The sequence below is a fragment of the Atopobium deltae genome (assembly GCF_001552785.1).
GTDB lineage: Bacteria > Actinomycetota > Coriobacteriia > Coriobacteriales > Atopobiaceae > Atopobium > Atopobium deltae.
The window spans coordinates 1-19,904 of record NZ_KQ959487.1 but is presented as its reverse complement, the minus strand read 5'-3'; the positions used below and the strand labels follow the sequence as shown (position 1 = coordinate 19,904).

Annotated in this window: 12 protein-coding genes; all 12 read left to right on the top strand. The window is 52.0% G+C overall.

Going from position 1 to position 19,904, the window contains the following annotated elements:
- Window positions 1–7: 7 nt before the first annotated feature.
- The 12 genes from HMPREF3192_RS01880 to HMPREF3192_RS01825 all read left to right on the top strand — a co-directional run bounded on the left by HMPREF3192_RS01880 (window position 8) and on the right by HMPREF3192_RS01825 (window position 19,785).
- Window positions 8–3,142, top strand: a complete 3,135-nt coding sequence (locus HMPREF3192_RS01880) for a PD-(D/E)XK nuclease family protein (protein ID WP_197414538.1) — start codon at window positions 8–10, stop codon at window positions 3,140–3,142.
- On the top strand, window positions 3,142–6,885 hold the full coding sequence (locus tag HMPREF3192_RS01875; protein ID WP_066304862.1) for a UvrD-helicase domain-containing protein: 3,744 nt from the start codon (window positions 3,142–3,144) through the stop codon (window positions 6,883–6,885). The genes HMPREF3192_RS01880 and HMPREF3192_RS01875 overlap by 1 nt, the downstream gene beginning before the upstream one ends.
- 120 nt (window positions 6,886–7,005) lie before the next feature.
- Window positions 7,006–10,899, top strand: a complete 3,894-nt coding sequence (dnaE, locus tag HMPREF3192_RS01870) for a DNA polymerase III subunit alpha (RefSeq protein WP_066304861.1) — start codon at window positions 7,006–7,008, stop codon at window positions 10,897–10,899.
- A gap of 97 nt (window positions 10,900–10,996) precedes the next feature.
- The gene (locus HMPREF3192_RS01865) at window positions 10,997–11,431 is read left to right on the top strand and encodes an FKBP-type peptidyl-prolyl cis-trans isomerase (RefSeq protein ID WP_066304860.1); all 435 of its coding nucleotides are present in this window, start codon (window positions 10,997–10,999) and stop codon (window positions 11,429–11,431) included.
- 166 nt (window positions 11,432–11,597) lie between these two features.
- Entirely contained in the window at window positions 11,598–13,457 is a 1,860-nt protein-coding gene (locus tag HMPREF3192_RS01860; RefSeq protein ID WP_066304859.1) for a phosphotransferase, read from the top strand.
- Between the two features lie 79 nt (window positions 13,458–13,536).
- Window positions 13,537–14,502 (top strand): DMT family transporter, encoded by a 966-nt coding sequence (locus HMPREF3192_RS01855; RefSeq protein ID WP_066304857.1) that lies wholly within the window; start codon window positions 13,537–13,539, stop codon window positions 14,500–14,502.
- A 126-nt stretch (window positions 14,503–14,628) separates the two neighbouring features.
- Window positions 14,629–16,434 carry a hypothetical protein gene (locus HMPREF3192_RS01850; protein ID WP_066304854.1) on the top strand — a complete coding sequence of 602 codons (1,806 nt, stop codon included), beginning with the start codon at window positions 14,629–14,631 and terminating at the stop codon, window positions 16,432–16,434.
- 151 nt (window positions 16,435–16,585) lie between these two features.
- Window positions 16,586–17,092 carry a crossover junction endodeoxyribonuclease RuvC gene (gene ruvC / locus HMPREF3192_RS01845; protein ID WP_066304853.1) on the top strand — a complete coding sequence of 169 codons (507 nt, stop codon included), beginning with the start codon at window positions 16,586–16,588 and terminating at the stop codon, window positions 17,090–17,092.
- Window positions 17,089–17,721 carry a Holliday junction branch migration protein RuvA gene (gene ruvA, locus HMPREF3192_RS01840; protein WP_066304852.1) on the top strand — a complete coding sequence of 211 codons (633 nt, stop codon included), beginning with the start codon at window positions 17,089–17,091 and terminating at the stop codon, window positions 17,719–17,721. Before ruvC ends, ruvA begins: the two co-directional genes overlap by 4 nt.
- Window positions 17,721–18,779, top strand: a complete 1,059-nt coding sequence (ruvB, locus tag HMPREF3192_RS01835) for a Holliday junction branch migration DNA helicase RuvB (protein ID WP_066304851.1) — start codon at window positions 17,721–17,723, stop codon at window positions 18,777–18,779. The genes ruvA and ruvB overlap by 1 nt, the downstream gene beginning before the upstream one ends.
- 166 nt (window positions 18,780–18,945) lie before the next feature.
- Entirely contained in the window at window positions 18,946–19,356 is a 411-nt protein-coding gene (locus tag HMPREF3192_RS01830) for a hypothetical protein (protein ID WP_066304848.1), read from the top strand.
- A gap of 225 nt (window positions 19,357–19,581) precedes the next feature.
- Window positions 19,582–19,785 (top strand): cold-shock protein, encoded by a 204-nt coding sequence (locus HMPREF3192_RS01825; protein WP_066304846.1) that lies wholly within the window; start codon window positions 19,582–19,584, stop codon window positions 19,783–19,785.
- The last annotated feature ends 119 nt before the right edge of the window (window positions 19,786–19,904 follow it).

Sequence of the window (19,904 nt, the reverse complement as noted above, 5' to 3'; positions counted from 1 at the left end):
GATCAATATGTCTGTAATACAAACACTTTGTACGTCATATCAAATACTTCCAACCTCTGTGGCGCAGGCTTGCCAGGCCTCCGTTGAACGTTGTGGCACAGCGACGATACTCGTGCCAAGTTATGAGCAGCAAATTGCCTGCCAAAAAAAGCTCGCTTCCCACATTGGTCTTGGCCTGGGAGTTAGTGTTGCGACGCCTGCTGGATGGGTTGGTGATTTGTGGCGTCTGTACGGCACAGGCCAAAAGATCATCGACGTGGTTTCCCGCATGACCTTTTTGTATCAGGCCTTTGAGCTCTGCTATCCTGCAGCGTTTAAAGAAGACGCGCCGAAAGCGCAACCAACATCGCCGCAGGCATCGGTGCTGCGCGCCAATGATGGAACCCTGCAACTTCTTGCACAACTTGCCAAAGACGGCCTTGATGTCGTGTGCTCCGAGCAGCTTGCCGAGCTTACATGTGCTAAAACTGACATCAGCGCTGGAGAGCACGAAGCTCTTACTATTTTGCGACGCTATAAAGAGCTCATCTCTGAGCAGGGGTATATTGAATACTGCGATGTCTTGCAGCAGATCATAGCTCGTCTTCCCGAATCTGTGTTGGAACAGACGATCTGTTTTGTTGGGTTTTCTCAGACATCGCGAACCGACGATGTGCTTCTTGAGGCTTTGCAAGCACGTATCTCACCTGTGCTCGTTCAGTACGAGCTTCCTCCATCGGGGCAAGCGCTTCTTCCGCAAACGAGCTACGATTTGCTTCAGGCCGCCGGGCCCCTGGCGCAGTGGGAACTGGTGCAAAAGTATATACAAGCGCAGGTAGAAGATAAAAAATTGCACGCGCTTGCGGTGTGTACATCTGATAGCTACCAGGCGTGGCAAGAGCTTATGCCCAAGCTCGTAAGCTCGCAGTTTGCGGTGCGCGCCTACGTCACCACCTCGCTTGATTCCGATTCGCTTTTAGTAAGCCTTATGACGTTTTGCGAAGACGTCATCCGCCTTATACAACTGGAAAAAACTTGGCCTGCCCCGCAAGAAACACGATGGGGAGAAGCTCCTCAGCTCGGGTCCATGGCGTGGTGGCCACCGCGCGGTCTTATCGACTTTTTACTCTGCGACGTCTCAGGCGTCAAAGTGGATGCAGCTTGGAGGCTGGATCGCAAATGGCGCGGGAATCGCATTTTAACGCCCGAAAAAGTGCTGCGCGACCTCACGCGTGCCTCGCTGACGTCAACGCCTGTTGCTTCTGCCGTTCGAGCCATGCGTTCTCAAAAACTGTCGCTTGCGTTTGACTTGTTTGCCAAGGCCTACGCCCGCAAAAAGCCTACCAACGAAAATATTCTTGAGTACGAGAAACGCCTGAGCTTGTTGCAGCGCTTCGTGCAGATTACCCGCACCATCGAAGGGGCGCTTTCAAGGCAAAAGGTTTCCGACAAACTGATCAGGACGCTGCGCATTTTGCATACGCTGGTGCAAAACGTTGCTATCCAGCTACAGGTACAAGCCTCAAATGGGCGAGTGCACGTCACGTCTGTCGAGAAGGTCGCCGAGCTCGAGAAGCCCACTGAGAACGAGAAACCCAACGCTGTCGAGAAGGTCGCCGCTCGCGAAAAAGCCTTCAGACTCGACAAGACTACACCCGTCGTATACATCATGTCAGCGCAGCAAGCATCTCAGCTTGAACCTGCCAGCATCGACGGTCTTATCTACATGGATATGACTAACGAGCAGATGGCGGTGCCCGTCGATGATGGCGCACTTGCCGCGCTCGAAACAAAGCTGGGAATCTACAAGCCCCGCACTTCGCTTGAGCACATGCGCCACCAATTTGTAGCAGCGCTTATGGCAACGCGGCAGGTGGTTGGTCTGCAGCGCGTGCTCTATAACGAGACTGCAAAGGAAAGCTTCCCGGCGTTACTGCTGAATGAATTTTTGCAGGAACAACAAACACAGCCCGTTCCAAAGTTTCCCCAAAAGACCTACACGCACGGGGAGCAGGATGTCACGCAAAATCTTTCGTCCACAAGCCAGGCCGATAAGCCCGCCGCGCACGAAACGCTCAAACCTGTAGGAGCCGTAAGCCACGAACTTTTGCCCCTTGTTTGCGCAGGTGGACCAGGGCATAAACCAGATGATGACATCACGCTTTCGGCCTCGCAAATCGAGACGTACCTCGAGTGCCCCTACAAGTGGTTTACGCAGCGCCGTCTTGGATTGTCAAGCATCGATGCTGGTTTTTCGAATCTCGAGAAGGGCAGCTTTGCCCACCGCGTTCTTGAAGTGGTACACCGCGCACTGCTGCGCGAAGCCGCAGGGCTTGATCCATTTGGTGACAAGCATGAGCTTGATGGTCTCGATCCGCGAACGCGCCTGCGTCTCTCGCGCGTCACGGATGAAAATCTTGAGTATGTTCAGCAGCAGGCTCTGATCGAATTTGATGCGCATTATACGCATCAATTGCAGCGTGCCGAGAATTTCCGCGATCAGGCACTTATCGCCCACATGGCCTCCGAACGCGTGCAACTTGAGCAGCTCAAGCAGGATGTTTTTGCTGCTCTGGAGTACGAGAAGGACCTCTTTGAGGGCTTTGAACCGCGCTTTTTTGAGCTACGTTTTGGCGGGTCGACAGGTATTCCTGTGAAGTACGCGGGCGTGAATTTTGTGGGAAGCATTGACCGCATAGATGTGGACGAGGCCGGTCATGCACTTATCATCGACTATAAACTCAAGAGCCATCTCTTTAGCGAATACAAACTTGCGGAGCGCGGAAAACAGGTTGATTTACATGTTTTGCCCCGTCACGTGCAGTCACTGATTTATGCGCAAGTGGTGCGTAAATATCTTGAACAGCAAAATCTTGTTGCGGCGGGAGCCGTCTACTTCGGCATTCGCCGTGAATGCGAATTGTCGGGCGCGGTGCCCGCTTCGATGTGCGATCGTGTATGGGGTGCGCACACCCTGCGTACGCCTGGCGCCGTTACCGCAGGTAAAACCATTGAGGACTTCTATGCGTACTTGGATACTTGCGAGCAGCTCATCGCCGAGCGCATTGAGGCACTCAAAGCGGGAGACATCCATACGCATGCCTCAGGCGATACCTCCTGCGCATTTTGTGAATCGTTGGCTTGTGGAGAAAGGCGCGCATAATGGACTTCTCGAAATTTAAACCAGGCCAAAAGCAGACGATTACCACCTTGGATAAAACCCTGTTTGTCGCTGCTGGCGCGGGTTCGGGCAAAACCTTTACGCTTACCCAGCGGGTGGCCTGGGCTTTGATGGAGGGCTCGGGCAAGGATGGCAAGCCATTTTTGGACTCGCTTGACCAGGTGCTTATCATAACCTTTACGAATGCCGCCGCTGCCGAAATTAAGGAGCGCGTTCGTTCCACCCTTGCAAACTACGGCCTTGTGCAGGCGTCGTATGCGGTTGACAGTGCATGGATTTCGACCATTCATGGCATGTGTGCTCGTATTTTGCGTACCCACGCGTTGACCCTGGGCCTTGATCCTGATTTTACGATGTTGGGCGATTTGCCGCAGGTACAGCTGCGTGACGCCGCCATCGAAGAAGTCCTCAAAGCGATCGAGACCGACGAACAGCAAAAAGAGTATTTCGCCCCCCTGTTTGCCGCCCATCCTGCGCGCGACAAGCAATCGTTTGGAGCGATGCCTGGTGTTGCGGGATCTTCTCGCCAGGCCGTGCGAGATGATTCAGGTCAGTCGGTGGCGGGTATGGCGCGCGATTTGCTGGTTGCCATCACAAATTCGCCCGTTGGGTTTGATAAGTTGTTGTTTCCTGGCCGTGCGGGCAAGGATCCGAGTGGCTGGTGTCAGGAGCTGTTAAACGCGTATGTCCAGCTTGCCGAGGCAGGTAGAACTGCCGATAAACCCGTCGATCTTATCGACGAACTCACCCCGAGCATCGAGGCGCTGACGCGGTGGCCTTTGCAACATGCGCCACACGAGCAAACACCCGAGGCGCTGTTGGAGCTCTTATCGACGCTTGTGCGTCCCAATGGCACGAGGTGGGCGGGTGCGGCCTGCCGCGATTTGTGCCGCGAGTTGCAGCACGCACTCGAAGATGCTGCATTTGATGCCGCCTTGGCGCAAGAGCATTCACTCAGCCCCTTGCTGGTCGAGATTGCCCAGCGCATTCAGCAGGTGTATGCTGCCAAAAAGGCACGTTTGAGCTGCTTGGATAACGATGACTTGCTCACGATGGCCTACGATGCGCTCAAGACGCATCCCGAAATTGCACGCTGTTATACCGATAAGTTCAAGCTTGTGATGGTCGACGAGTTTCAGGATACCTCAGAGCAACAGGTACAAATGATCAAGTTGCTCGCAGGTAAGGATGCTTGCCACTTAACGACAGTGGGCGACGCGCAGCAATCGATCTATCGTTTTAGAGGCGCTGACGTGGATGTGTTCCGTCGCCGTCAGCAGGAGCTTTCGGACGAGCATAAGCCCGTCTTGTTCGATAATTTCCGCAGTCACGATGACATCTTGCGCTTCGTGAAGGCTGTCTGCGGTGCCGACGGTATGATCGACAACTTCATGGATCTTATCGCCAGCCGCGACGAAGAAAAAATCCGCGCTGAGCATCCCTTTAAAGCGGACGGATCGCCTCGCGTATATGTTGAACTGGTAAAACATAATTATGCGGTCACCAACTCCATGGTGCAGCACGCCGCCGCGGAGCAACTTGCGGATCGCATTGCGTGGTTTGTGCATAAGAAGGGCGTCGCGCCTGCAGATATTTGCCTGCTCATGGGGCGGCTCACGAATAGCCAGCTCTTTGTTGATGCCTTGCAAAAACGCCACATCGAAAGCGTGATCACGGGAGGCTCGGGTTTTGCACAGGCGCTCGAGGTTCGTATCGTCTCTGATCTTTTGTGCGTGCTCGCAAACCCCCACGATTCAACACGGCTGTTTAACGTCTTGACCAGCGATTTGTTTGCGCTCGATGCTGACGATTTGTTGCTCCTCGGCACCATGCGCGATCCGCAGACGCAGGCGTGGTGTCGCTATCCGATTCATATGGGCCTTCTGGACGATGCCTTTAACGAGAACCCTGCCGTCTCGGGCGACGATTCCTTTATGCCGTCGGCTCGCCTGCAAAACGCGCTTCGTGTGTTGCGCCGCGCCTGGCAAGACATGGTGCGTGAACCCGTGTATCGTGTGGTACAACAGGTATTTCATCAATCGGGATGGCTCGCGCGCCTCGAGCATACAACCGCTGCAAATGAGGTTGTAGCTGCCAATCTTTTGGCCTGTGTGCGCTATATTCGCGAGATTGCCGACGAGCAAAAACTGGGCATCAGCCAAATTGCTCCCGCGTTCGAAACCTGGCTTTCGCAGGCAAAAACACCGCCCGCCATGCTCATTGGACAAAAACTCAATGCCGTATCGGTCATGACCATTCATGCTTCAAAAGGCCTGCAATTCCCTGTGGTCGCGGTAGCCGATTCGGTGCTTGATCCTCACAACACAGCAGCAGAACAAGGCATCAAGACGATGTACGAAGCCGGCAACTTATACGCTGCTCTCCGTCCATCAAGTACAAGACCGTCCGGCAGTTTTGAGGCGCCCGAAGCGTTTGAGGACTGCAAAAGCCTTGCTGAGTATCGAGCGTTTATAGAGCAACGGGATTATCAACAAGAAATGGAAGAAAAAATCCGCTTGCTGTATGTCGCGCTTACCCGTGCTCAGGAAGCCCTTATCTTGCAGGTCGCCTTTAAAATTAAAAAGGATGGCATTTCGCCCGAGTTTGCCCAGAAGGTCGCACGCATCGTGGACCCCACACCGATGGAACTGGTAGGAATGCCCACTATAAGACTCGAGCTTGGTTCGGTACCAGTGGTGCTTCGTTCGGTGGCGCTAGCGGGCGAAAAAAAGAATAACAAACTGGTAAACGTCCTTATCGACGATCCTGCAAACTGTGGTGTCGAGGAGGCTTTGCAGCCATTGTTGCCGGTTGATTCACTTTCGGATGACGGGCAAGAGGACACGACTGCGCCCCCGCGCGCGCCAGAGCCAGTCACTGCAACGCAAGATGACCAAGCGCAAACTCGCAGCGCAGCTTTTGACTTTACACATTACGAGCCTGTAAGTACACCCGAACCCACGCAACTCCCTTATGGGCTTCACCAGGGAATTTACAGCTATTCATCCATGCATGCGCTCTTGGACGCGCAAGGTGAGGGCGCATCTGAAGACTCGCGATCGAGCTCGCATAACAAAGCATCGGCACGCAAAAAGACACCCGCTGGCAAGATTCCAGAAACCTATGAGTACAGCTACATGCAAACAAAGCCTGACGATGCGCTGTTTTGCGAGGAAGTGACACCCACCCATGATGACGATCTCGATGACGAAAACCCGTGTGCTACCAATCTAGGTTCAGCCTTCCACGAGCTTGCACAAATGATGATTCAGACAGGCAAACCCGTGGACGACCCAACCATTGAGCGTCTGGCTCGCAGTTGGGATTGTACCAAGCGCCAAACGCTGCGCCTGAAGGAAGCGCTGCAGCGTTGGACAAACTCGGACATTCGCCGTCGTGCGCTTTCGTACGATCGAGTCATTGCTGAAGCACCATTTTTCTGCGAGCGTCTCAGTGATTTTGGTCGTTACATCGAGGGTGCCATCGACCTGCTGTGCACCTCACGTAACGAACACAACAAAAAAGAAGCGCTGGTCATCGACTATAAAACGGGTGATGCACAAAAAACGCCACAGCAGCTCTACGACACACATGAACTGCAGGCCAAGCTCTATGCTGACGTCTTGTTGCGCCAAGGATTCACATCCGTTGAGTGTGCGTTTGTTTGTGTCGAACGCGACGACGGTCAGGGTCAACCGATCGTAGTACAGTATACTTTTTCTTAAAGAGTACGGCTCAAGGTACGCGATTACAACAAGCTGCGTATGTGGCTGCAGGACGCACGCCACCGAGTACGCCACCACCGCAAGGCACGGTCCAAAAAGCCAACGAGGGGAGTTAACGTAATGGCGTTTGTGCATTTACATAACCATTCCGATTTTTCGATTCTGGACGCTTCAACGCGTATTGCCGATCTGGTAAAAACTGCGGTTGACGACCAGATGCCCGCTGTTGCCCTAACCGACCGTGGCTATCTGTTTGGTATTCCTACCTTCGACCTGGAGTGCCGCAAATACAATAGCCAGACTCCTGCAGCTAAGCAGCATCTGCACAACATTGACTGCTTCAAAAATAACGAACTTCCCGAAGAGCCTCCTGCCGATAATCCCGCAGAGCCCGCCTATGCTCATGCCCATGCGCAGTGGGAAGCCGATCTTGCGTCATGGCAACAAACAGGCTCGCTTGACGCGGTAAAACAAAATAAACCACCCGTGCGTATCAGGCCCATTTTTGGCTGCGAAGGTTACTTCATCAAAGACGATTGCATCGAGCGTGGTGCCAAACAGCTGCGCTTCCATCTCATACTGCTTGCAAAAAATGCGACTGGCTATGCTAACCTGCTCAAATGCATGTCCATTGCCGCAGGCCACACCATGATGTATTACAAACCGCGCATTACCTGGGAGATGTTGAAGACCTACCACGAAGGTCTTATCTGCCTGAGCGCTTGCGCGCAAGGTATTATCCCGTGGCACATTCGCAATGGTAACTTTGACGAGGCACAGCAGTGGGCACTCCAATTTAAGGAGCTTTTTGGCGACGACTTTTACATCGAGATTGAAGACCACGGTCTGCAGCCCGCCGACTGGAATGGTTTTAGCGATCGCACGCTGTCAGAACAGCTGGTCAAACTTGCCGCGCGCTGTGACATTAAGGTGGTTGCAACCAATGACGTGCACTACCTCACCCGCGACGATGCACAGGTACAGGACATCTTAAGTTGCATCGGTAGTGGCGCCCACCTCGATGATACGAACCGCAAGAAGCTCGAGGGTTCGGAATTTTATTTTAAGAGCGAAGCTGAGATGCGCGAGCTCTTCGATTGGTGCCCCGAAGCTATCGAGAATACCCTCGAGGTGGCGCAAAAATGCGACTTCGAACTCGACTGGTCCCATATTTACTTGCCACAGTACCCAGGTCTGCGCGAGGGCGAAAGCGCCGAGGAGCGCTTCCGTGAGGAGTGCGAAAAAGGCCTGGCCAAGCGTTACGGTGCCGATTGGCGCACGCGTGTTATTAATGGCATTAACGTGCAGGAACGCTTTGAGTACGAGTACAAAATTATTTGCGATAAGGGCTTTGCTAACTACTTTTTGATTGTACAGGACTATGTGCAGTGGGCAAAAGATAATGGCATCGGTGTGGGCCCTGGTCGTGGTTCGGCAGCAGGCGCTATTGTCGCCTACGCTATGAACATTACCACCTTCGATCCACTCGAGAATGGCCTTATGTTCGAGCGTTTTCTGTCCCCACAGCGCTCCGAGATGCCCGATATCGATATGGACTTCGAGGATGAGCATCTCCAAGACGTATTGGCGCACGTTCGCAAAGTCTACGGAGAAGATCACGTCTGCAAGGTCATTACTTACTCAACCATTAAGGCAAAGCAAGCCATTAACGACGCTGCACGCGTTCTTGGACAGCCTGTGTTTATGGGTCAGCGCCTCTCGAAGATGTTATCGGCAGATCCAAAACTGCAGCTTGAGTATGCCTTGCATCGCAACGACAAGCATCCCGAGCAGTATTCGCCCGATTTCGAGAAGGTCTACAAAGAAGACGAAACCTCGCGCGCTATTATCGACGCTGCGCTTTCGATCGAGGGCTTAACACGTGGTGAGGGCGTGCATGCCTGCGCAACCCTGATTACGCCGACACCCGTCACCGATCACGTTCCCACCAAGGTCGATACCAAGGGAAACGTCACTATTACCCAGTACGAAGGCCACTCTGTCGCCGACATGGGCCTGTTGAAGATGGACTTTTTGGGTCTGCGCACGCTGACTGTTATCAACAAAGCATTGCGCAATATCGAGGCAGCCTATCCAAACCCGCAGGATATCGACCGTATGCCTGCTGGCGTCAAAAAAGCCTTAAAACCTGGGGCAACAAGCGTTGCAATCGACGTCGATGCGATTGATTTTTCGGATCCCAAGATTTACGAACTTCTCGGCTCGGGCCATACGGCGGGCGTATTTCAGGTCGAGTCGGCGGGCATGACCGCGACGATCAAAAACATGCAGCCCAAAAAATATAGCCAAATCGTCGCTCTTATCGCCTTGTACCGCCCAGGTCCGCTCGGTGCAGGCATGGTTACCAGCTACATTAACCGTATGAACGGCCGCGAACCCATCGTGTTTTACGACGATCGCTTGGGCGACATCCTCAATGAGACCTATGGCACGATTGTGTATCAAGAGCAGGTTATGCAAATCTCCGTTAAGATGAGTAACTTCTCGGCGGGCGAATCGGACTCGCGCATTCGTAAGCCAGTGGCAAAAAAGAAGATCAAGCTGCTGACTTCCACGCGTTTCCGCTGGGATAACGGTAAAGAAGAGACCACCTACGAGCACTGGATGAACGGTGCTATCGAGAATGGCTACAAAAAAGAGACCGCACAAAAAATTTGGGAAGACGTTCTGGAGTTTGCGTCCTACGCGTTTAACAAGTCGCACTCGGCGGGCTACGCTATTCTGGTTATGCAAACAGCCTGGATAAAAGCCTATTTCCCCAAAGAATACATGGCCAGTGTGTTGAGCTCTCACGTAGGTAAGACCGATAAGATCGTCCACTATGTTAACGCCTGCCGCCGCGAGGGCATCCAGGTACTGCCGCCTGACATCAACGAGTCGGGTCGCGAGTTTACTGCTGTCGAGGGTGGTATTCGCTTTGGCTTTGCGGGCATCCGTGGCGTGGGTGAGGGTGCAGCTGACTGCATCATTGCCGAGCGCGCGCAGGGCGGCCCCTTTAAGAATATCCACGACTTTGTCGACCGCGTTGATGCGAGTCAAGCTAACCGCCGCGTTATTGAAGCGCTGGTCAAAGCAGGTGCTTATGATTCGACGGGCTATACACGCATGCAGTGCATGTCATTTATCGATAAAAATAATCCCGAGAATATCGTCGACGCTGCCGTGCGCCACCAAAAGGAGCGTGCGACGGGGCAAATCTCCATGTTTGACATGTTTTCCAACATGGATGGCTTTAAGAGCGAAGTGCCCGCGCCAACGGGCATTGAGTGGGACCGTCTGATGAAGCTTGCGCTCGAGAAGGACGTGCTGGGCATTTACGTTTCGGACCATCCCTTGACGCCGTACGAGTACGCGCTTGCAAAGGCCCGTACCTGCACTTTGGACGCACTTGAAGAGTCGACTGACGAGGTTGATCCCATCAGTGGCGCAACGGTGACGCAGTATCAAATTGCCGATGGTGCCACCATTTGGATTGCGGGCATGGTCTCCAGTGTGCAGAGAAAAGCGACGAAAAAGGGCGACCCCATGGCCGTAGTCACGGTTGAGGACATGGGCGGGGAAGTCAGCGTTGTGGTTTTCCCGAAGCTCTATAAAAAGTCAGGCGCTGCGCTCGCGCCGCGGGTTGATCCCGTGACAGGACAAACCTCGGGTGAGGCGTTTGTGCGCATTAAGGGCAAACTTGAGCGCAGCGACCGTGGCATGCAACTTATTGCACAGGAGTTCGAAGCACTCGATCTGCAGGGCGATGCCAACAAACCGCAGGTCATCGAACTTGTATTGAGTAGCGACGTTTTTTCTCGCGCGTTTATGGAGCGCCTCAATGCAACCTTGGCGAACTACGAGGGGATGGATCGGGTCGAGATGCGCATGGAACTTGCTTCGGGTGACATGATGCGCATCGAGCTACCGACGCTTGTCGATGCAAACAACGTAGTACTACAAGCCGAACTCAATGACTTACTCTACGGGTATGGCAAAGTCGTTATTGGGTAACATCAAGAAGTCCTGACAGGCTATCAGCGCAAGGTTTTAGTAGCAGACCTCGCTAACAAAGCCATATAGCTCGTCACCCCTTACAAAAAGGAGCAGTATGTCCAACAAAGGTAAAAAACTTTCGGTTCACTATCGCGGAACGCTTGAAGATGGTACTCAGTTTGATAGTTCCTACGACCGCGACGAGCCACTTTCGTTTGTCTGCGGTGCGGGACAAATGATTTCGGGCTTCGATAAAGCCGTCGAAGATATGCAAATTAACGAGAAAAAACGCGTTATTTTGCAGCCGCATGAGGCCTACGGTGAGCGCAACGAAGCATTGGTCTTCTCGTTTGACCGTTCGCTTGTACCAGGGGCCGAAAAATTACAGCTCGGCGATCATGTACAGCTTTCGACTGCACAGGGTATGCCCATTCCCGCGCAGGTAACCGAGCTAAGCGATACGACCATCCAAGTTGACGCGAACCACGAACTTGCTGGTAAAAACCTTATTTTTGATATTGAGCTCATGGGAGTCGAAGACGCGCAGTAAGTTTTTCTTGGGGTTTCGTTCCTCTTGGTGCAGTTCTGTTCGAATGTTGTGTTTTTATGTTTGCGCGTCAATATGTTGTTCTTATGCAGAAAAAGGTATTGTAAGTGAACGGAATAATGTTCATTTATAATACCTTTACTCATAAAAATGAACATGAGGAGACATCATGGCATTGACTCGCAACGAGTTTTCGGTATTGTATGAACTCTACAAAGTGCAGCATGAGGCGCAATCCGCCTCAGGAGCGCAATCCGCAGCAGAGGCACAACCCGCCTCGGAAGCACCAAAAACGCTCAGCCAGCGCGCCCTGTCTAAGCGCTGTGGGCTGGCACTCGGCACCGTGAACCAGACCGTCAAAAGTTGCGAAACACAGGGCTATCTTGCAAACGGGCAGCTTACGCGCCAGGCAATTCAGGCGCTTGAACCCTATAAAGTTGCAAATGCCGTTATTATGGCAGCAGGTCTGTCTTCTCGTTTTGCGCCAATTTCGTATGAGCGTCCCAAGGGCCTGCTTTGCGTTCGTGGGGAAGTGCTTATCGAGCGCCAAATAGAGCAGTTACATCAAGTAGGCATTACCAACATCACGCTGGTGGTTGGCTACAAAAAGGAGCTCTTTTTCTACCTGCGCGAAAAGTATGGCGTCGATATCGTGGTGAATATCGAGTACGCCACCCGAAACAACAATGGCACCCTGTGGCGCGTGCGTGACAGGCTTTCGAATACCTACATCTGCTCGTCGGACAACTATTTTACGAGCAATCCTTTTGAGTCGCATGTGTATGAAGCCTATTACGCGTGCGAGAAGTTCGACGGCCCGACAAACGAGTGGTGCATTACCACGGGTGCCAATAATCGCATTATTGACGTGACGGTGGGCGGTCAAGATTCGCTTATTATGCTGGGACATGTTTATTTCGATAAGACCTTCTCTGAGCGCTTTGTGCACATTCTGGAAGCGGAGTATGACCTCGACGAGACGGTCGATAAGCTCTGGGAATCGATCTATATCGACCACCTTGATGAGCTTTCCATGGTTGCTCGCCCTTACGAGAAGGGCGTCATTAATGAGTTTGACTCCCTTGATGAGCTGCGCAACTTCGATCAGTACTTTATAGAAAACGTTGACTCCAAGATTTTGGATAACATTGTTACCATTTTGCATTGTAAAAAGTCAGAGATTCATGGGTTCTGGCCTTTGAAGAAAGGCTTAACGAATCTTTCGTGCCACTTTTCGGTCACGAACGCCGACGGCACAAAGGAATATGTGTATCGTCACCCTGGCATCGGCACCGAAAAAATGATCAATCGCGCGAGCGAGCTTAACGCTATGCAACTTGCTTCCAAGATTGGGCTTGATTCTACCTTTATCTATGCTGATCCGCAGTTCGGTTGGAAAATCTCTCGCTTTGTTCCCAATGTGCATCCGCTCGACATCAACAATGACGAGCAGGTCAAGCAGGCTATGAGCATGTGCCGTAAGCTGCACGAATCAAAGGCAACACTGACGTACGACTTTAATTTTTACGACATGGGTCTTTTTTACGAGAAGCTCTTGCTTGAGCACGGCCCCATTGAAGTGCCCCAGTACTACGAATTGCGTAACAAAATTTTCCGTCTCAACGCGCTGCTTGTCGAAGATGGTTATCCCAAGGTGGTGTCGCACAACGACTTTTTCGCGTTGAATTTCCTCGTTGATGCGCAGCACCACATGGATCTTATCGACTGGGAATATGCGGGTATGTCGGATGTAGCAAACGACTTCGGTACCTTTGTCGTATGCTCACAATATGATGAGGCACAGGGCAACAAGGCACTGGACTTTTATTTTGATCGTCACGCCACCTCCGAAGAGCACCGTCACTTCTGGGGCCTGGTTGTTATGGCTGGTTGGTGCTGGTACATCTGGTCGCTGGTTAAGGAGGCTGAAGGCGCTAGCGTCGGTGAGTGGCTCTTTATTTACTATCGCTATGCGGTCGACTATATCGATAAAGTCTTGGGTTGGTACGATCAGGCTGAAACAAAATAGTGCATAAAGGATAAAGCATGATGTATACGCTATCCGAAGCGGTTTCCGTGAATCCTAAAGTTAAAGCGAGGCCAGAGCAATGAAATATGGTTTGATGAGCGGCATTTTGTGGGCCATCGATACCGTCATTTTGGGTGTTGCTTTGTCGATGGGTATCTATGCCACCAATGTGCATGCCGCGCTTGTTTCGGCAACCTTTCATGATGTGTTTGCGGCGCTTATTCTGCTCGTATATATGTCCGCGCGTGGACGCCTTGCGCAAACCGTGGGTGCGATTAAAACGCCTAACGGCAAGATGGTCATGCTCGGCGCCCTTCTCGGTGGGCCGATTGGCATGAGTGGTTACTTGGCAGCCATCGAGCATATTGGCGCGGGATATACGGCGGCAATTTCGGCCTTTTATCCTGCGGTGGGCGCGTTTTTAGCGGTCGTGATTCTCAAAGAAAAAATGAAGCCAAAGCAGGTAGTGATGCTGCTTGTGGCCCTGTTTGCCATTGTGTTTATGGGCTGGCTTACGACCTCGTTCGACACCTCGGGAAACCCACTCATCGGCATTGCGTGTGCAAGTCTGTGCGTGGTTGGCTGGGGATCGGAAGCTGTACTGCTCGCGTGGGGCATGAAGGGCACCGACGTCGACCCCGACATTGCCCTGCAGATCCGCGAGACGACATCAGCGTTGACGTATGCGCTTATTGTTGTGCCTCTGACGGGCTCGGTGGCATCATGCATCCGTATTGCGTTTACGCCCGAGAATGGCGTGGTGGCGCTCGCGGCGCTTGCGGGTGTAGCTTCGTATTTGGCGTACTACAAGGCCATTAATTGCATTGGTGCTGCTCGCGGTATGGCACTCAACATTTCGTATGCTGCCTGGGCTGTGCTTATCTCGGCACTGGTGATGCGTGCGGTGCCGTCGCCTTGGGCTTTGCTGTGCTGTGTGCTTATCATCGTTGGCACGACCTTCTCGGCATCGCCCGACTGGAGCGAGCTAGATTTTACGAAGCCTCATCACAGCACGAATAGCGGCGAGCAACAACGGTTATTATAGAAGCAAGCACGGCATTCGAAGCGCGGTATTCGTTATGACACGGTTGGTGTCTACGTTGGTGCCTGCGGCCGTAAGTGGTCTGCTCATGTGACCGTCGCACGAATGCCATACGTTCGGGAGTAGGGTATGAAGCTTGCTATTTCGCAAATGTGTACACGTTCGGCCAATTACGAGGCGACCATTGCGCGTATGGTGGCGCAATCGCAGCTTGCTCGCGATCAGGGTGCCGAGCTGATCATTTTCCCTTTTCCTGCGCTGACGGGTCCTGACCTTGGCGGCATTGGTAAAACCGATTCCTTTGGCGTTGATATTGTGCTTGCGCAGGCAAGCCTGACGCAAAAACTCGCGCTTCCAGCCCTTGTGCCGCTGCTGCTCCCCGCACCGTTTGGCAGTTTTCAAGAGGTTGTCTTTATTAAAAATAAAGAATTAATACCCCTACGTTATACATTTCAGTCGATGCTTGCGCAGCAAGATCCACGCACATGGATAACGACAGCTACTCACGAAAACATTGGTTTTTGCTTTGATGACATCAATTTTATGGTCGTCTGCACGCAAGACCAGCTCAAAGCTGCCACAAAAGCGCAGGTCGACGCCGACGTCGTGCTGTATTTGCAAAATGGTCGCTTTACGACGCACGACGAATCAACGACGCTCGCGCCCGCCATCTCGCGCGGTTTCTTTACCAAAGAGGCTTCCGAGCTCAACGCTTGGCTGGTGGGTATTGGCGGAGTCGGTGGCTACGATGACGTGGTACATGCCGGAGGCAGTTTTGTGATGACCCCTTGGGGCGAGCTCACGGAAGTGTTTCCCAACTTTGAGGAAGATTTTCGCATTGTCGAGGTAGACCCCGCCTTCGAAGGCCCCGTCGCGAATCCACAACAACCGCCTGACTACGTAGAGCCCCAGCTCATGTGGGATGCCCTCGTGATGGCAACGCGCAATTTTTTGCAATTCGATGGTCGCATGCACGATGCGGTGCTCAACCTTGATGGCACGATGGCAACAAGCGTCCTTGCGGCGCTGACCATTGATGCGGTTGGCCCCGCGCGCACACGTGCTCTTATCGTCGATAAGGGCGATGCTGCTGCGTTTCGTGATGCCAAAAAGCTGGCTCGCAACCTGCATCTAAAGGCTGACGTGCTCAGCGGGCGACAGGTTCGTATGGCCACCCGTGCCCTGCAGCTCGATGCGAACGATACCAACGTGATCGATGCGCTTGTGGGTATCCGTCTGCAAAATTTGGCCTCTGAACACGGAGGACTCGTGCTTTCGCCTGTCGATAAGACCGCGCTCGCACTTGAGTTACCGCAAACGGGACGCATGACCGCATCCATGGCTTCCATGATGCCGTTTGGAGACGTGTATCGCAGTCAGTTAATGGGGTTGGGCCGCTATCGCGCAAGCATATCGTCATCGTTGCCTGCCTCGGTGCTCACACGCTTTGAGCTCTCGAACATGCGCGTTGCGGGCTTCGGCGGCCTGTCTTCGCAAAAGCCGACTCAGGCGCAACTCACGCAAATCGACCACTTTTTGTACTCCTACATCGAGCAAGACATGCCCATCGGCGAGCTCGTCAGCAACGTACAGGATTACCACCTCATCAAGGCGCTCATCGGCCGTTTAGCGCAAGGCGAAATTGCCCGTCGCGCGTTGCCGTCCTACCCAGTTATTTCGTCGTGCAGCCTGAGCGAATTTTCTCGCCCCATCGATAGTGCTTGGGAAGATCGCCCGCGCAGTGTGGCAGATATCCAAGCGGTCGAGCGCTTTTATCAGCAGGTAAGCGCGAAGCTTTCGCAGCTTTCTCTCGAGAAAGCATCTGACGAGAATATCAACGAAGCATTTGAGCTTTTGCGTGACATGATGAGTGCTGCTCCAGAAGAGTTGGATGAGCACAAACACTGGGCCTCAGGATTCTTCTCGAACAATTAGCGTTCTTACGTACAAGCATCACGTATGACCTTCTCGCCGCGCCTAAACTTCTTGCGTGAGCCAAAATTTCTCGAGCAAGTCAAACTTCTCGTACACGTCCACCCGCAATGTGCTAAACTAGAACACACGTTCTGATGTAAGGAGCTTGTGGATGATTGTTTTGGGCATTGACCCTGGTTTGGCGAATACGGGGTGGGCAATCGTGGAAACACGAGGCTCGCTCATACGTGCTCGCGCCTACGACTGCATTCACACTGACGCAAAGGATAGCCTGGATCATCGACTGGGTCTTATCTTTAATCGCATCGGTTTTGCAATTCGCGAATTTAATCCCGAAGCCGTCTCCATTGAGTCTATTTATTTTGGTGTCAATACCAGTGCTGCTATTTGGACTGCTCATGCAAGAGGGGCCGCCATTGCAGCATGCGCTTACGCAGGTATTTTTGTGGGTGAATACACCCCCATGCAAATTAAGCAAGCGGTTGTGGGTACGGGTTCTGCCGATAAAAACCAGGTGACCTATATGGTCCGTCATGTTTTGAAGCTCGATCATGATCCCAAGCCTGATCACTGTGCAGATGCGCTTGCAGCTGCAATTTGTCATGTACACACAGTACACACGATGCAGCGTACGAAGCGTAAGGAGGCGATTTCGTGATAGTTCAACTCACTGGATCAATCATAGATTTACAGCCTGGTGTTGTGGTGCTTGATGTTGGCGGCGTTGGATATGAAATGCGCTGCTCATCCATAACTTGTGCCGCACTTTCACAAAAGGACGCTGCAAAAGTAAGCATTTATACTCGGATGTGTGTTCGCGAAACCGCTCTGTCGCTTTTTGGTTTTGCTTCTCGTTCAGAACGTGCGTTGTTTGATCGCCTTATCGCTATTTCGGGCATTGGGCCTGCGGTCGCACTGTCGATCTTATCGACCTTTACACCCGAGGCTTTTGCCTCAGTAGTGCAAGCACAAGATGCACCAAGAATGGCAACAGTACCAGGTGTTGGTAAAAAGACCGCTAATCGTATACTTGTCGAGATGCAAAGTGTTTTCTCGTCCGATACACAGCTTCGTAGTCTTGTGGGCACGCTTGATGCTTCTTCTGGTGCTCAGGCGGGACCTGTCCAGGTGTCTGATATGCAAAATGATGTCAAAACGGCGCTTCTGTCGATGGGATTTACTTCCGAAGAAATCCGTCTTGCCCTTGAGGGTTATACGCAAGACGAGTCTTCGACGCCAGAGCATATGTTGTCCTATGCGTTGCATCGTTTGGGAGGTAAAGCCTAATGTGGGAAGCAGATGCCTTGGGTGATATTTTTGCCGACTCTGAGCAAAATCATACCTCTTCTCGAAATGTCTCGGGCACGCTTCACGAGGAAGATCTTGAGGTAGATCGAACTCTACGCCCAAAAACCCTTGACCAATATGTAGGTCAGCAGCGCGTGCGTGATAATTTGCGTGTTTTAATTGAAGCAGCAAAATCTCGAGAAGAACCTCTGGATCACGTACTTTTCTCGGGACCCCCAGGCTTAGGTAAAACAACTTTGGCCACCATTCTTGCGAATGAGATGAATTCAAAATTGCATACAACTAGTGGCCCTGCCATCGAGCGTACAGGTGATCTAGCTGCGATTTTAACGAATTTAGAAGCAAACGATGTCCTCTTTATTGATGAGATTCATCGTTTGAATCATATGGTCGAGGAAGTGTTGTATCCCGCCATGGAGGATTTTTTCCTCGACATTGTGATTGGGAAAGGTCCCGCTGCTCGTTCTATTCGCTTGGAGATTCCAAAATTTACGCTTGTAGGTGCCACCACGCGCGCCGGTCTTTTAACAGGTCCGTTGCGTGATCGCTTTGGCATTGGTTTTCGCTTGGATTACTACACGGTGCCTGAGCTGGCTGATATTGTGGGACGTTCGGCAGGAATTTTGGATGTCGATATTGATGAGCAGGCTGCTTTGGAAATTGCAAGCCGCAGCCGAGGTACTCCACGTTTGGCAAACCGCCTTTTGAAGCGTGTGCGCGATTATGCACAAGTACGTGCTAATGGGACGATTACCTGGGATGTTGCTGCACAGGCCTTGAGTTTCTTCGAGATTGATGAACTTGGTCTTGACTGGATGGATCTTAAAATCCTGAGCGTGCTCTGCGAGACCTTTAGAGGTCGTGCTGTTGGTCTTTCGGCCATTGCAAGCGCCGTCGGGGAAGATGCTGCAACCATTGAAGATGTATATGAGCCGTATCTCTTACAACGAGGATTATTAGTGCGCACTCCACAGGGGCGTAAGGCAACCCTTGCTGCCTTTGAACATCTGTCCTTGCAAGCTCCGCGGGAGGTCTAGCTCGTTTAAAAGCTAGTTCCAGACCCCTCTTCGATGCCGCTCATCCAAAGCAGATCGCCTGCGCTCTATAAACGTGATATAACATATACGATGTATACGGGCATGCTATGCAGACACGCCATACGGGCGTGCATAGTGCGGGTGCTTTTGAGAATACGAGGAACACATGCTTGAGCACGACTATATCGTTGAGATTGTTCGTAATTTTATCGATACGGTATCTTTTACCTTGCGTGGGGCTTATTTACGCCACAGCGTGAGCGAGGCGAAGCAAACGGAAGAAGCTATAGCTGAGCTTATGGAAATGGACGTGCGTTCGGCGTTGTTCTTATCGCCAGCCTCGCTGGTAACGATGATGCAGCTTTCGGGCATTGGTGATGCTACCGCTGGATATGTGTGCTATGCCCTTAATAAGCTAGGTGACTCGTATTGTCGCATGAAAAATCCTGAACTTGCAAAGATTCGTTACGATCAAGCGCGTGCCGTTGGTGTTGCTTTTAACTGGCGTCCTTCGGATGTTCCGCAGGGGCTTGAACTTCTCGACAGCGACCTTAAACCCGTAGATGATGAAGTCTAACATCCTTGCGCACATCGCCGTTTGAGAATCTAACAGTCTTCTTTAAGCGAATATAAGACTCCGTTTAACGATGCATTTGACCGTTGAGCGCTTTTATACTTTTTTTTAAGCGCTATAGCGTAAACTATGATGGGTAGTCACTAGGACGAGTAGTCATATGACTATTTTGTATTGCGCACCAAGCGCTCCGTTATGCTCGTAGGAGCAAAGAAAGAAAGGCACGTCATGGCTCAAGGTACGGTTAAATGGTTCAATCCAGACAAGGGTTATGGTTTCATCTCTCGCGAAGATGGCGATGATTTGTTCGTACACTTCTCCGAGATTCATATGGATGGTTTTAAAACTCTTGATGAGGGCCAGGCTGTCGAATTCGACATCACTACTGGTCAAAATGGTAAGCTGCAGGCTTCTAACGTCCGCAAAGCATAAGGCACGGTATACATAAACCAATGCCAAGAGCCCCGCAAGGGGCTCTTTTTTGTCCTATAGCTCTCTTTTTTGTCTGAGGGTTCTCTGTATGTGTTTGAAATATGAATTTAGATCAAATT